This window comes from Rhizobium sp. AAP116, from assembly GCF_001295785.1.
Lineage (GTDB): Bacteria > Pseudomonadota > Alphaproteobacteria > Rhizobiales > Rhizobiaceae > Allorhizobium.
In genome coordinates, this window is record NZ_LJIB01000016.1 from 51,815 (window position 1) to 64,226 (window position 12,412).

The following is a 12,412-nucleotide window of genomic DNA, read 5'->3' on the forward strand; positions in this document are numbered from 1 at the left end:
GAGGCGAAGCCGGGGCACACCGCCAGCCAATTTAAGCTCGAAACGTCAGATGATTTTCGAGATCGCCCATATCAGGGCGATTAATGCCGCCATGACGCCGCAGGCTGCGTAGAAAACACCGATTCCCGCAAGGATATCAGCAGGCCCGGCATCGCTGCGGCCGGATGCATGCATCATCGGCTCGCTCACTCTGGTGCCGCCATAGACGCGCGGACCGGCGAGCTGCAGATCGAGTGCTCCCGCCATTGCGGCTTCCGGCCAACCGGAATTCGGCGAGCGATGCAATCCGCTATCGCGCAAGGCCGCAGACAACGAGCGACGGCCGGCCCCTGCCCCGCGTTTCAAGACTGTAGCCAGGGCGATGAACTCGGCGGATAGCCGCGCAGCCGGCCAGTTCGCGAGATCATCGAGCCTGGCGGAGGCCCAGCCGAATTGCAGGAAGCGCTCATTCTTGTGGCCGATCATCGAATCAGCCGTGTTCAGCATCTTGTAGGCGAGGATGCCGGGAAGGCCGGCAATCGCGTACCAGAAAGCCGGTGCAACGACACCATCGGCAAAGTTTTCGGACAGGCTTTCGATCGCCGCGCGCGAAACGCCGGCCTCGTCGAGGGTCTTCGGATCGCGCCCGACGATCATCGCTACCGCTTGACGACCTCCCTCTAGACCATCACGCAAGAGACCGTCGGCCACCGCTTGGACATGATCGCCAAGGCTCTTCTGGGCGAGGAAAACGGCGACGATGATCAATTCGAGAACGATGCCGACAAGGCCGAGTTTACCGAACAGGGCAGAAAGCAGCATGCCGACAACCACTGAGCCGGCGAGCAGCGTCACGATCGTGAAGACGCCATTCAAGCGTCGACCTTCGGCTGTGAAACTTGTCCTGTTCAGGCGCTTTTCGAAGAGATCGATCGCTTTGCCGAAGATCACCACCGGATGCGGCACACGTTGCCAGAGCCATGGCGGATCGCCGACGACCCGGTCGAGAACGATGGCTGCAAGAAGGAGCAGCAGATGGTTCATGCTGACGAACTCCGGAATGTTCTGAGCGCCTCGCGGAGACGCGTATCGCCCGCCTCGTCGGGGGCAAGGCCGAAACGCAGCCAGTCCGGTCGGTAGTCGAACTTGCGCGTCAGGATCTGGTGGCTGCAGAGATGCCGGTACAATTCGCCGACTCTCGCATCTTCGACCAGTTGGAAAAGCTCGGTGCCACCGCTGACTGTGAAGCCGGCTTCGGACAGAATCTCCTGAAGTGCAAGCGCGCGGCTTCGGATCTGCTGGGCAATGAGGCTGGTATCGGAAGACATCAAACGCTCGGCAAGCACGAGCGCCGGGCCGGACACGGCCCAAGGTCCAAGCCATTCGGAAAATTGCGCTGCGACTTCGTCGGCGGCGATGACAAATCCGAGGCGAATGCCGGCAAGGCCGAAGAATTTTCCGAAGGAGCGGAAGACGATCAGGTTAGCACTGTCATCGCCGGCAAGGCTCTGGTCGGGCAGCATGTCACCGAAGGCCTCGTCGACCACAAGCATCCCGCCCCGATCTGCGAGATCACCGGCCAGCGCTCGAAGCTCGGTCGGTGTGTGGAGCCGTCCGTCCGGATTGTTCGGATTGACCACCACGACAAGACCATGCGCCTTGCTGATCTCATTGAGATCACTGATAGCATCCACGGCAAGCCCGGCAAGCGTGAAGGCACGCGCATATTCGCCATAGGTTGGCGAGACCACTGCAACCCGGGCACCTGATGGCACCAGGCGCGGCAGCAACTGGATGACCGATTGCGTCCCCGGCACCGGAAGTGGCAGCCGATCGCGCGAGCGGTAGAAGCGCTGAGCCGCCACTCTCGCCGCCGTCTCCCGTTCCTGGTCGGGCAAGCGATGCCAGGCCCGCATCGGGATCACGGGCAGATCAGGCGGACAGGGGTTGATGCCGGTCGACAGGTCGAGCCAGTCTTCAATGCGCCCGCCATAGAGGGCAGAAGCAGCGGCGAGACCGCCTCCATGCTGAATCGGCCCGCTCATGCGCCCGCTCCTGCAATGTCGATGAGGTGCATGTAAGACCCCGCAACGGAACCGCGCCTCAGCCCGACGGCACCGAGCGGTTCGCCGAGAGCGTCCTCTGCCTCGAACAGGCGGTCCGCCGCCCCTTCCGCAACAACCGTGGAATAGTGGAATTCGTGGCCGGTATAGCTGCCGGCAAACAGATCGGGCGCGAGCGATCTCAACCGCCGATAACCCAGATGACGTTTGCGGACCGCATAGCTCGTCACCAGCGGCAAGAGGCCGAGCATGGCGTGACGATGGCCGTCAGCGTCCACGAGCCCATCGCCCAGAACCATATAGCCGCCGCATTCCCCATAGATCCGCGCTCCCCGGTCCGCCGCTCCCATCATTGACGAGCGGAAGCCGTCAGCAGTGGCCAATCTCCCGGCATGCAATTCGGGATATCCGCCCGGCAGGTAGATTGCATCGGCATCTGGCGATGGCCCCTCGTCGGCGAGCGGCGAAAAGAAGGAGAGCGTCGCGCCTTGCTCCCGCCAGCCCTCCAGGAGATGCGGATAGGAAAAGGCGAAGGCGAGATCGCGGGCGACGGCGATGTGCTGACCGAGCGGGGCGATGCCGCGCACCGGCGCGCTTTCTCTGAGAGGCGCTGCCTGGACGATTGAAAGCAGTGCGCCAATATCGATCCCCGCATCGATCGCATCGGCCGCTCGCTCGATGAAGTTCTCGAGAGCAGCATGTTCGCCGGCCTGCACCAGACCGAGATGCCGCTCCGGCAGGGAAAGCTGCGGGTCACTCCTGAGGCAACCCAGCACCGGCACCTCGGTCTTGGCCATTGCGGCGCGCAACATGGCTTCATGGCGGTCGCTGCCGACGCGGTTGAGGATGACGCCGGCGACCCGCACGTCAGCGCGAAATCGGGCAAAGCCCGTTGCGACAGCCGCGACGGATTGCGATGTACGAGCGCAATCGACAACCAGCACGACCGGCAGGGACAGAAGGCTCGAGAGATCCCCTGCACTTCCCATTCCGTCGGCCGCGCCATCGAAGAGCCCCATCATCGCCTCGATGACCAGCAAGGCATCAGGTGTTGTCTGAGCGGCCTGTGCGTGGAGAAACGACGGGCGCATGGCCCAGGGATCGAAGTTGAAGCAGGGTGTACCACTCGCAGCCGTGTGAAAGGCGGGATCAATATAGTCCGGACCGGCCTTGCCGGGCGCGACCACTAGACCGCGACGCTTCAACGCCCGCATCAAGCCGAGCGTCACCACTGTCTTGCCCGAACCGGAAGCCGGCGCGGCGATCAGCAATCCGCTCATGCCGTGTCTTTCCGCTCCACGGCGAAGGGATCGGGCAGAAGCTTGCGGCCCGAGAGGGCGCCCAGCCAGTCGAGCGAAGGCCTCAGACGCACGACCTCACCGATGACAACGATCGCCGGCGGTTCGATCCCCGCGGCAAGCATGTCCGCTTCGGCGCGTCCGAGCGTGGTTTCGAGCACGGTCTGTTCCGGGGTCGCCGCATTGCAGACGAAGGCCACGGCCTCGTCTGCCCGGCGACCGGCGGCCATCAGATTGGCGGCGATCTGGCCCATGTGTTTCATCGCCATATACATGACGATGACGGGTGAACCGCGACCGATGGCGGCCCAGTCGATTCGATCGGGCACGACGCCGGAGGAATCATGGCCGGTGAGGAATGTCACGGCATGATTGACTTCGCGGTGGGTGACCGGGATCCCGGCATAGGCAAGCCCGCCGATCCCCGCCGTGATGCCCGGAACGATGCGGAAGGGCACGCCATATTCGATGAGCGTTAGCGCCTCTTCGCCGCCACGCCCGAAGACGAAGGGATCGCCGCCTTTCAGTCTGAGCACGCGGTGGCCGGCCTTTGCGAGTTCGACAAGACGCAACGATATATCTCGCTGCTTGGCCGACGGCTTCCCACCGCGTTTTCCTGCATATTCGAGAATGGCGCCACTGCGCGCGAGTTTCAGGCAGTCGTCGTTCACCAGAGCGTCGTGCACGATGACATCGGCTTCCGACAGCGCCTTGGCCGCCAGGAGCGTCAGGAGGCCCGGATCGCCGGGGCCGGCGCCGGCCAGCCACACATGGCCGGGCTCGAGGGCCAGCAGGCTCATGGGCAGGGCTAGACGCATCGTGTCACTCATGGTCATGGTCTAGGCCTCGTGCGGCAAAATTGCAATTCCGCCATGGCTCTTTCCGCCCCAAACCTTCGCCCATACGCCTTCCTCAAGACCGCCGGCTCGCCTATAAGCGAGCCATGAGTGACGTCGAAAAACAGGCTGGAAGAAATGGGGCCGAGGGCCACCGGCTTGAAAAGCCGGAAGGCACCCCCTTGCGCAATGGTTGGACGACGGGAGCCTGTGCGACGGCGGCAACCAAGGCGGCCTTCACGGCTCTTCTGACGCGCAACTTTCCAGACCCGGTCTCGATCACATTGCCGAAAGGCGAAACGCCGGCCTTCGCCCTCGCCCGCGAAGGTTTCGACGGCGAGAGCGCCCATGCGGGCATCGTCAAGGATGCCGGTGATGATCCGGATGTGACCCATGGCGCCACCGTAATCGCGACAGTGACCCGCCTACCTCCCGGAAGCGGCATCCGCTTTGTGGCTGGCGACGGGGTCGGCACCGTCACCAAAGCGGGCCTGCCGATTGCCGTCGGAGAACCGGCGATCAATCCGGTACCCCGCGCCATGATGACGGCGGAGATCGAAGCGATTGCTGCAGCACATGAGGTCACGCCGGATCTCGAGGTGAAGATCTCCGTTCCCGGTGGCGCACAGATCGCAGAAAGCACCTGGAACCCTCGGCTCGGCATTCTCGGTGGGATCTCAATTCTTGGCACGACAGGCATTGTGCATCCCTTCTCGTGCGCTGCCTGGATTCATTCGATCCACCGCGGCATCGACGTCGCCCGCGCCGAAGGCCTGACCCATCTGCTCGGCGCGACCGGTTCGACATCGGAAAAAGCGGCCCAGATCTTTCACAACCTGCCGGACGGCGCCCTGATCGACATGGGCGACTTCGCCGGCGGATTGCTGAAATACCTGCGTGCCCACCCAGTCCCCAAGCTGACGATCGCTGGCGGCTTTGCCAAGATGACGAAACTGGCCCAGGGGGCTCTCGACCTGCATTCCTCACGCAGCCAAATCGACAATCATTTCTTTCTTTCAATGCCTTGCAGTCATATCCTCAAAGATTCTGCTCGTAGTGCCGTCGAAAACGCGAATACCGCGATGGAAGTACTTGAGATCATGACACAAGAAGGGATCGCAATCGCCGCATCTGTGGCCGAGGCGGCAAAACGCACGGCCGAGGGCGTGCTGCGCGACAGCGGCGTTGTGGTGGACATCATCGTCACGGATCGTAAGGGAGCGATCATCGCCCATGCGAGCTGAACCGGAGGATGCGCTGCAGAAAATCCTGATCCTCGGCGGCACGACCGAGGCCCGTCTTCTGGCGGAAAGGCTCGTGGTCGAAGGCCATCTTGTCACCACCTCGCTGGCGGGGCGAACGGTTGACCCAATCCTGCCTGCGGGCGCAGTGCGGATCGGAGGATTCGGAGGGGCGGAAGGTCTGGCGGTCTATTTGAAGACGGAGGGATTCGACCGGATGATCGACGCCACCCATCCCTTCGCGCGGCGGATCAGCGAGAATGCGATCAGGGCTGCGGCGATCTCAGGCGTGCCTCTCGAACAGCGGCTGCGCCCACGCTGGCAGAAACAGCCGGGTGACCGCTGGAGGAGCGTAGCCACACTCGAGGCGGCGGCCGAGGCCTTGCCATCGGGCGCGACTGTCTTCCTCGCCCTTGGCCGACAGTATCTCGACGCTTTCGTCGGGCGGGACGACTGCCGCTTCGTGATCCGAATGGTCGATACGCCGGAAACGCCGCTCGCCTTCGCGGATTACACCCTCGTCCTTGGCAAACCGGCAAGCGATCCCGACCGCGAGGCAGAACTCTTGACGGCACATGGCGTCACGCATCTCGTCTGCCGCAATTCTGGTGGTCCCGCCGGCTATGCCAAGATCCTTGCAGCACGACGCCTCGCCATGCTCGTCGTGATGCTCGAACGCGACTGAACAGCTTGCGGCTCAGCGGAACTCAAAGATCTGGCGGAACACGCCCGGCGCGATGATCGACAGCGGGTTGATCACCAGATTCGGCTTCATCGTCGGCCCGGTCAACTTGAAGGTGATGCCGAGCAGGCCGCGGTCGCGCCCATTGCCGAGGATGGCGCCGATCACCGGCAGTTCGGCGAACAGTCGATTGAGCCCATAGGCCGGCATGAACGTGCCGGTGAGGTCGATCCGTCCGGCCTGATCGCGGACGATCCCCTGGAAGGTCGCACCCACCTGCTCGCCGCGCACGATACCGTTTTCGACGCTGAGCGTACCGCCGACCAGCGCAAGACGGGCAAAAGCGCGCTGGAATCGGGCAGATCTCACATCGATATCGCTGCGGACGGCATTGTTGAGACTGCGTCCGCCGGCACCGGTCGGCGCGGAGACGATCGTCTGAAGCCGCTCTTCGTTCTCGACCTGGAAGTTGCGCAGATCGAGATTGCCGCTCCAGGCGCCGTCGCGCGTTTCCGTCAGGCGCAGGTTGGCAAGACCGCCGCCCAGCCGTTTGTACGTGTCGAGAAAGCGCAGGACGGCACCGGCATCGCTGGTGGTGACGGAGAGCTCTCTCATTGCTTCGGGCTGACGCAGTTTGGCGACCAATGCCTGACCGCTGCTTGTCACACCGGAAAAGTCGACGGCACTGACCCGGCCCTTGCTCGCTCCATAGATGATCGAAACACCCGACAACTGCTCGCCGCTGAAGCCGACCACGCGGTCGAAGCGTCCTTCGATCCTGAGCGAAGTCCGCGCAGCCTTGGTGTCGCCGTCAGTGGAGGGACGCTGCAGGGTGGAGATCAGAGAGCGAGCGTCGAAGGCGCGGCCATTGGCCACAACCGAATAGACGCCCTTGCTGAGACGGACGGTCAGCGCCACCTCGTCTTCCGGCGACAGGCGGACGCGCGACAGATTGGCCGCAACAAGCCCGGTATCATCAATGCTCATGTCGCCGGAGGCGCCAAAGCCCTCACCATCCAGAGCGAACTTGCGGATCACCGACAGCTTTCCGTCTTTGGTCAACTCGAACTTGGCGGTCGCGCCAATGCCTTGCCCCTTCGACCAACCCACCCAGGGAATGGTCAGCGTCGCGGATCGGAGATCGACGGACACGGCCTGTGTCGTGTCGTCGAGCCGGCGCAGCTCCAGCTTGATCGCCCCGTTGACGATCTCGCCGAGCCCCGGCGCGAGCTTTTCGCGGGCTGAATTGTCAAGTGTCGCCGTTACGACCTGTTCGCGGGCTACGGCACCATCGCCGCGACGCACCGGTTCGGTGAGCTTCACCTCCATCGGGACGTCGTCGATCTTCGCTGATGCATCGAGCATGGCCTTGTCGCGATCGACAGACAGGGATCCGGTGACATCGGCGATCTGACGCCCGTCGAAGGGTTTGGCCACATCCACATCGTTGAGCGCGACTTCAGCCGTCCAGCTCGGATCGGGCGGCGACTGATCCGGCACCAGACCGAGCCGGATCTTCGCCTGCCCGCGAACCTTGCCCGAGAAGTCCGAGGGCTGGAAGTCGACGACCTTCAGCGCTTCGATAGGCTTGAAGGAAACGAGTTCGGCCACGGCATCCGCAGCGCCTGCGATATCGAGATCGATATCCGCCATCAGAGGTTTCTCATAGGCGTCCTGCAGCACCAGACGACCGCTCTCCAGCTTGACCATGCGGCCCGACGGGAAGAAGGAACCGGCCGAGCGGATGGCGACATCCACCCGCTCGCCCACCATGTCGAAGCGGCCGTAGACGTCGCGAAGCGGCGGCAGTTCGCCGGTCAGGTTAAGGCGCGCGTCTTCCAGATCGAAACCGATCTTCAGTTCGTCGGCATCAAGCCGCACCGGCTTCGGGTCGATCGACAGGCGGTTCTGCGGAATGAAGACGTCGATCGTCCCCTTGGGGATCAGGCCGCCATAGAGGTTTCCGAGAACCCATTCGCGCGGCTTGGAGGCAATCCAGTAGGGCCACAACTGCTTCACCACGGTGGTGCGCATGTTCTCGACCACGGCGTTGAACCGGATCTCCGGCCCCGTTCCACCGAAGCCCACCTGAAGCTTGCCGCGCATGTTGCCCGACGGCGTGGAAACGTCAAGCGTGTCGAGTTGCAGGCGGTTCTCTTCGACCAGGTAGCGACCATAGCCCTTCAGGAAGAAGGGAAACGGTGCTTCGCCGGCGCGCGGCACATTTGCTCGGCCATCGGTGACCACAAGGTCGATGCCGAAACCCTTGCCGAAACTACTGCCTTCCGGCAGCCGATCGAGATCGATCAGGCCGCCGGAGAGCGGAAAGATGGTTTGGTCGAATCGGGCAGTCGAATCGGCAAGTTCTATCGTATCCTTGGCAAAGTCGTAGGAAAGCCTGAGACGAGCGTCGGTGATCTCCTGGCGTTGGCCGTCGGAGTAGAAGCCGGCTTTCTGCATGTTGATGCCGAGCGAGACGCTGGCATCCTGATCCGGCGCCTCGCGCCGAGCATTCAGCAGCAATTCGGCCGAGCCGTCGATGCCCTGGCGCGCTTCGCCCGTGCTGGAACGCCGCAGCAGGAACGGGGTCAGCCGCACATCGGCAACCCGCATCGTCAGCGATTCGGCACGGCCGTCGACATTCGTGGTCAGCGCCGTCAGTTCCGTTTGTTGCCCGTTGACTGCAACCGCGCCGAAGATCGAAAGGGAACCGTCATCGCCGCGCTCCAGCACGATGTCGTCGATCGCAAGCGTCATCGGCCGCCCACTGGTACTCGTGGAGGCGATCTCCAGTCCGGCAAGGCGCATGCGGTCGAGACCGCCGCGGGCAATGAAACCCTGCAGCCGGTCGAGTTCGGCAAAGGCATCTGCCAACCGGGCCGGAATATGATCGATCCGCCAATCCGAGATGTCGACACGCTCACCCTTCGGCAGCACCGTCGCATCGAGATCGATGCCCTCGCTGACGATCTCGCGGATGGAAAACCGACCGCCGAGAAGCGCCAATGGCTCGACGATGAATCGGACCGAATTCGTCAGGGCGACCCGCTCGCCGCCCGCCTGTTCGTGCAACGTGACGTCCCGCGCCTCGACGGACAATTCCATCCCATTGGAGAAGCGCACTTCCGTGCCGCCGATTTTGGCGGTGAACTGCGGTCCGAGGGCATTGTTCAGGACGGCCTGCGCCCGTTGCGCAAGGGCGGCATCGAGGGTGCCGCTTTCGACCACGGCATAGACCGCAAAGAACACGACGACCCAGAGCCCTGCGAAGCCGGCCAGCACCCGCAACAGGCGCCGAAACAGCGATCGCTTCGGCGGCGGACAATGCACAATGAGGGGATCCTCGGCCTGGGCAGACGGAAGAGCATGCAGCGGCACAATATCCCGCTTGCGAAACCGTAGCTTTTCGCCCCGGATCTCCGACATGTCCTGGTGATTGTCTCCGTCGATCGATGCCGCTAACAAGTCGCTCTGGACGACTGCGGAGCGGACTATATATCGAAGGCGCCCACATTCACCCACAAAACGGGCAAAAGAAAGGTTATCCCATGACGGATTTGACTGCCGGGGACATGGCCCCCGATTTCTCCCTGCCCCGCAATGGCGGCGGCACCGTTTCTCTTTCCGATTTCGCCGGAAAGCCGGTGATTCTCTATTTCTACCCGAAGGACGACACCAGCGGCTGCACGACCGAAGCGGTCGACTTCTCGGGTCTGACCGAGGAGTTCGCAAAGCTCGGCGCGACCGTCATCGGTGTGTCGCCTGATTCGGTGAAGAGCCATGACAAGTTTGCCGCCAAACACAACCTTTCGGTGGTGCTGGCCGCTGACGAGGAGCACAAGGCACTGGAAGCCTATGGCGTCTGGAAGGAAAAGAGCATGTACGGCAAGACCTATATGGGTGTCGAACGCTCCACCTTCCTGATCGACAAGTCCGGCAAGGTGGCCGAGGTCTGGCGCAAGGTGAAGGTCCCCGGCCATGCCGAGGCCGTGTTGAAGGCGACGCAGGCTCTCTGACATGTTGGAGACGACGCAGCCCGAGACGGCTTTCCATTCCCTTCGCGGCGCTGCCACCCTCGCAATCCTGAGCGCCGACCTCGACGAGAAGACGGCGCTCGCCCAGACTGCTGCGATCCGCTGGCATGAGCGCCGCCTGTCGCTGCGCTCACCGCTCGATCCGCCGCTTCCCGATCGGCCGGGCCGCCCGGCAAAACCCGAGCTCGTGCCGCCAAAGGCCGTCGGGAAGCGCTCGCTGCACACCCTGCCCGGCCGCATCGCTCTGCTGCACGCGCTCGCCCATATCGAACTCAATGCCGTCGATCTCGCCCTCGACATCGTCGCCCGCTTTGCCACCGAACCGGTGCCCCATTCCTTCTTCGACGGCTGGATGAAGGTGGCCTACGAGGAGGCCAAGCATTTCCGGCTGGTGCGCGACCGCATGCGGGCGCTCGGTGCAGATTATGGCGACATGCCCGCCCATGATGGACTCTGGCAGGCGGCCCATTCGACGAAGAACGACCTGACCGCTCGCCTCGCTGTCGTGCCACTCATTCTCGAAGCGCGGGGCCTCGACGTGACGCCATCGCTTCAGGACAAGATGCGCGAAACGGGCGATTTCGAAAGCGCCGACGTGCTGAAGGTCATCTACGAAGACGAAAAAGGCCATGTGGCCGTCGGCGCGAAATGGTTCCGCTTCCTCTGCGCCCGCGAAAAACGTGACCCCGCACGGGCGTTTCAGGACCTGGTGCGCGCCAATTTCCGCGGCCAGCTGAAGGCGCCCTTCAACGATGTCGCACGCGCCGAAGCGGGCCTGACGCCATCCTTCTACCGGTCGCTGTCCTCCAAGAACAACTCGTCGGTTTGACACGCAATTCCAAGCGCCTAACGCTTCATTAACCCTAATTATGCGTAATTGCTAACGGCGGATCGGACAGGCGACTCGCCGATATCGGGCATGACGCTACGCGAGGCGCGCCCGACTTTATTGGGGGACAGCGTGACGACGGGTTCGAACAGCCAGGTCTTCGGAAAGCGCAGGGAGCAGCATATCGTCATCTTGGCGAGCGGCGACCGCATCCGGCACATGACGATCCGTCCCTGGATGGTGGCGCTCACAGTCTGTTTTCTAGGCACCATGGCAATCGGCTACCTCGGCGCCACGACCTACCTCGTCCTGCGCGACAACCTGATTGGCGCCACGATGGCGCGCCAGGCGCGCATGCAGCATGAATATGAAGACCGGATCGCAGCGCTCCGCGCCCAAGTCGACCGTGTCACCTCGCGCCAATTGCTCGACCAGCAGGTAGTCGAGGAAAAGGTCGAGAAACTGCTCGAGCAGCAGATGGCTCTCACCTCCCGCCATGGCCGGATCGACGCGCTTCTGCAGACGGGGAGTGAGCCTGACGCTTTGCCGACGGATGGCCCCCTGCCCGCCGAGAAGCCAGTGGTCGATGGCAAGGATCAGGCTTCCTTCTCAACGGGCACACAGGCCTTCGCCGCCCTGCTCGGCGAAACAGCACCAGAACCCAAGACTGAGGTCCCGCATAGGCCGGCACTCGCGCTTGGTTACGTGCCGATGACCGGCGAAAATGTCGCCGATCGCGCCGACCGCCTCTTTTCGAACATGACGCTGTCGCTGAAGGAGATCGAGGCCGAACAGCTGCAACGAATCGAGGAACTGGCGAACGGCGCCTCGCAGACCGCCGACGAGATTGCCGCGATCCTCAGGCGTCAGGGCGTGCCGATCGACGAACAGGCTGCACTGCCGGCAACCGACGCCGTCGGTGGCCCTTATCTGGCGCCGCAGTCAGACCGCGATTTCAACGCTTCGCTGAATGCGCTGGATGTCGCCCTCACGCGGCTGGAAACGGTTCGCGACACAGCCAAGCGCCTGCCCTTTGCAAACCCCGCCCCTGGCAGGGAAATCACCAGCCGATTCGGCAACCGTCCGGATCCCTTCTTCGGCGGACTTGCCATGCATGCCGGCATCGATTTCCGCGCTCCGACGGGCACGGAAATCCGCTCCACCGGGGCAGGCAAGATCGTCACCGCAAGCTTTTCGGGCGGCTATGGCAACATGGTCGAAATCGATCACGGCCTCGGCCTCTCCACCCGTTACGGGCACATGTCCCGCATTCTGGTGAGCGAGGGCGACACTGTCGAAACCGGGCAGATTCTCGGCCTGGCAGGCTCGACGGGACGGTCGACCGGCCCGCATCTGCACTACGAGGTCCGGCGCAATGGCGACCCTGTCGATCCCATGCGTTTTCTCAATGCCGGAATGAAGCTGACGCCGCTGATCAATTGACGGCGAC

General features: G+C 63.2%; 10 protein-coding genes. 5 read left to right on the forward strand and 5 right to left on the reverse strand.

The window, feature by feature from the left end; translation table 11 throughout:
• Window positions 1-45: 45 nt before the first annotated feature.
• From cbiB to cobA, 4 genes are read right to left on the reverse strand one after another with little or no spacing between them, the layout of a single operon-like run.
• Window positions 46-1,023 carry an adenosylcobinamide-phosphate synthase CbiB gene (cbiB, locus tag IP85_RS10970; RefSeq protein WP_054149720.1) on the reverse strand — a complete coding sequence of 326 codons (978 nt, stop codon included), beginning with the start codon at window positions 1,021-1,023 and terminating at the stop codon, window positions 46-48.
• Window positions 1,020-2,024, reverse strand: coding sequence for a threonine-phosphate decarboxylase CobD (cobD, locus tag IP85_RS10975; protein ID WP_054149721.1), 1,005 nt, complete (start codon window positions 2,022-2,024; stop codon window positions 1,020-1,022). The genes cbiB and cobD overlap by 4 nt, the downstream gene beginning before the upstream one ends.
• On the reverse strand, window positions 2,021-3,322 hold the full coding sequence (locus tag IP85_RS10980) for a cobyrinate a,c-diamide synthase (protein WP_054149722.1): 1,302 nt from the start codon (window positions 3,320-3,322) through the stop codon (window positions 2,021-2,023). Before IP85_RS10980 ends, cobD begins: the two co-directional genes overlap by 4 nt.
• On the reverse strand, window positions 3,319-4,170 hold the full coding sequence (gene cobA / locus IP85_RS10985) for a uroporphyrinogen-III C-methyltransferase (RefSeq protein ID WP_054149786.1): 852 nt from the start codon (window positions 4,168-4,170) through the stop codon (window positions 3,319-3,321). Before cobA ends, IP85_RS10980 begins: the two co-directional genes overlap by 4 nt.
• A gap of 113 nt (window positions 4,171-4,283) precedes the next feature.
• On the opposite strand from cobA, the gene IP85_RS10990 reads away from it, so the two are divergent.
• Both IP85_RS10990 and IP85_RS10995 read left to right on the forward strand, forming a co-directional pair.
• Window positions 4,284-5,420 (forward strand): cobalt-precorrin-5B (C(1))-methyltransferase, encoded by a 1,137-nt coding sequence (locus IP85_RS10990; RefSeq protein WP_054149723.1) that lies wholly within the window; start codon window positions 4,284-4,286, stop codon window positions 5,418-5,420.
• Entirely contained in the window at window positions 5,410-6,102 is a 693-nt protein-coding gene (locus IP85_RS10995) for a cobalt-precorrin-6A reductase (RefSeq protein ID WP_054149724.1), read from the forward strand. Before IP85_RS10990 ends, IP85_RS10995 begins: the two co-directional genes overlap by 11 nt.
• A 12-nt stretch (window positions 6,103-6,114) precedes the next feature.
• Here IP85_RS10995 and IP85_RS11000 read toward each other — a convergent pair whose 3' ends face one another.
• On the reverse strand, window positions 6,115-9,525 hold the full coding sequence (locus tag IP85_RS11000) for a DUF3971 domain-containing protein (protein WP_054149725.1): 3,411 nt from the start codon (window positions 9,523-9,525) through the stop codon (window positions 6,115-6,117).
• 122 nt (window positions 9,526-9,647) lie between these two features.
• On the opposite strand from IP85_RS11000, the gene bcp reads away from it, so the two are divergent.
• The 3 genes from bcp (at window position 9,648) to IP85_RS11015 (ending at window position 12,405) form a co-directional block, all read left to right on the forward strand.
• A complete protein-coding gene (gene bcp / locus IP85_RS11005; RefSeq protein WP_054149726.1) occupies window positions 9,648-10,115 on the forward strand; it encodes a thioredoxin-dependent thiol peroxidase in 468 nt (155 codons plus the stop codon).
• Between the two features lies 1 nt (window position 10,116).
• Window positions 10,117-10,962, forward strand: coding sequence for a ferritin-like domain-containing protein (locus IP85_RS11010; protein WP_054149727.1), 846 nt, complete (start codon window positions 10,117-10,119; stop codon window positions 10,960-10,962).
• A gap of 90 nt (window positions 10,963-11,052) precedes the next feature.
• Window positions 11,053-12,405 (forward strand): peptidoglycan DD-metalloendopeptidase family protein, encoded by a 1,353-nt coding sequence (locus IP85_RS11015; RefSeq protein WP_245280852.1) that lies wholly within the window; start codon window positions 11,053-11,055, stop codon window positions 12,403-12,405.
• Window positions 12,406-12,412 lie beyond the last annotated feature (7 nt).

Bases quoted from the DNA above. Each gene is read 5' to 3' on its own strand.
- IP85_RS11015 (WP_245280852.1), top strand. From the start codon at position 11,053: ATGACGCTACGCGAGGCGCGCCCGACTTTATTGGGGGACAGCGTGACG.
- bcp (WP_054149726.1), top strand. From the start codon at position 9,648: ATGACGGATTTGACTGCCGGGGACATGGCCCCCGATTTCTCCCTGCCC.
- IP85_RS10980 (WP_054149722.1), bottom strand. From the start codon at position 3,322: ATGAGCGGATTGCTGATCGCCGCGCCGGCTTCCGGTTCGGGCAAGACA.
- IP85_RS11000 (WP_054149725.1), bottom strand. From the start codon at position 9,525: ATGTCGGAGATCCGGGGCGAAAAGCTACGGTTTCGCAAGCGGGATATT.
- IP85_RS10995 (WP_054149724.1), top strand. From the start codon at position 5,410: ATGCGAGCTGAACCGGAGGATGCGCTGCAGAAAATCCTGATCCTCGGC.
- cbiB (WP_054149720.1), bottom strand. From the start codon at position 1,023: ATGAACCATCTGCTGCTCCTTCTTGCAGCCATCGTTCTCGACCGGGTC.
- IP85_RS10990 (WP_054149723.1), top strand. From the start codon at position 4,284: ATGAGTGACGTCGAAAAACAGGCTGGAAGAAATGGGGCCGAGGGCCAC.
- cobA (WP_054149786.1), bottom strand. From the start codon at position 4,170: ATGAGTGACACGATGCGTCTAGCCCTGCCCATGAGCCTGCTGGCCCTC.
- cobD (WP_054149721.1), bottom strand. From the start codon at position 2,024: ATGAGCGGGCCGATTCAGCATGGAGGCGGTCTCGCCGCTGCTTCTGCC.
- IP85_RS11010 (WP_054149727.1), top strand. From the start codon at position 10,117: ATGTTGGAGACGACGCAGCCCGAGACGGCTTTCCATTCCCTTCGCGGC.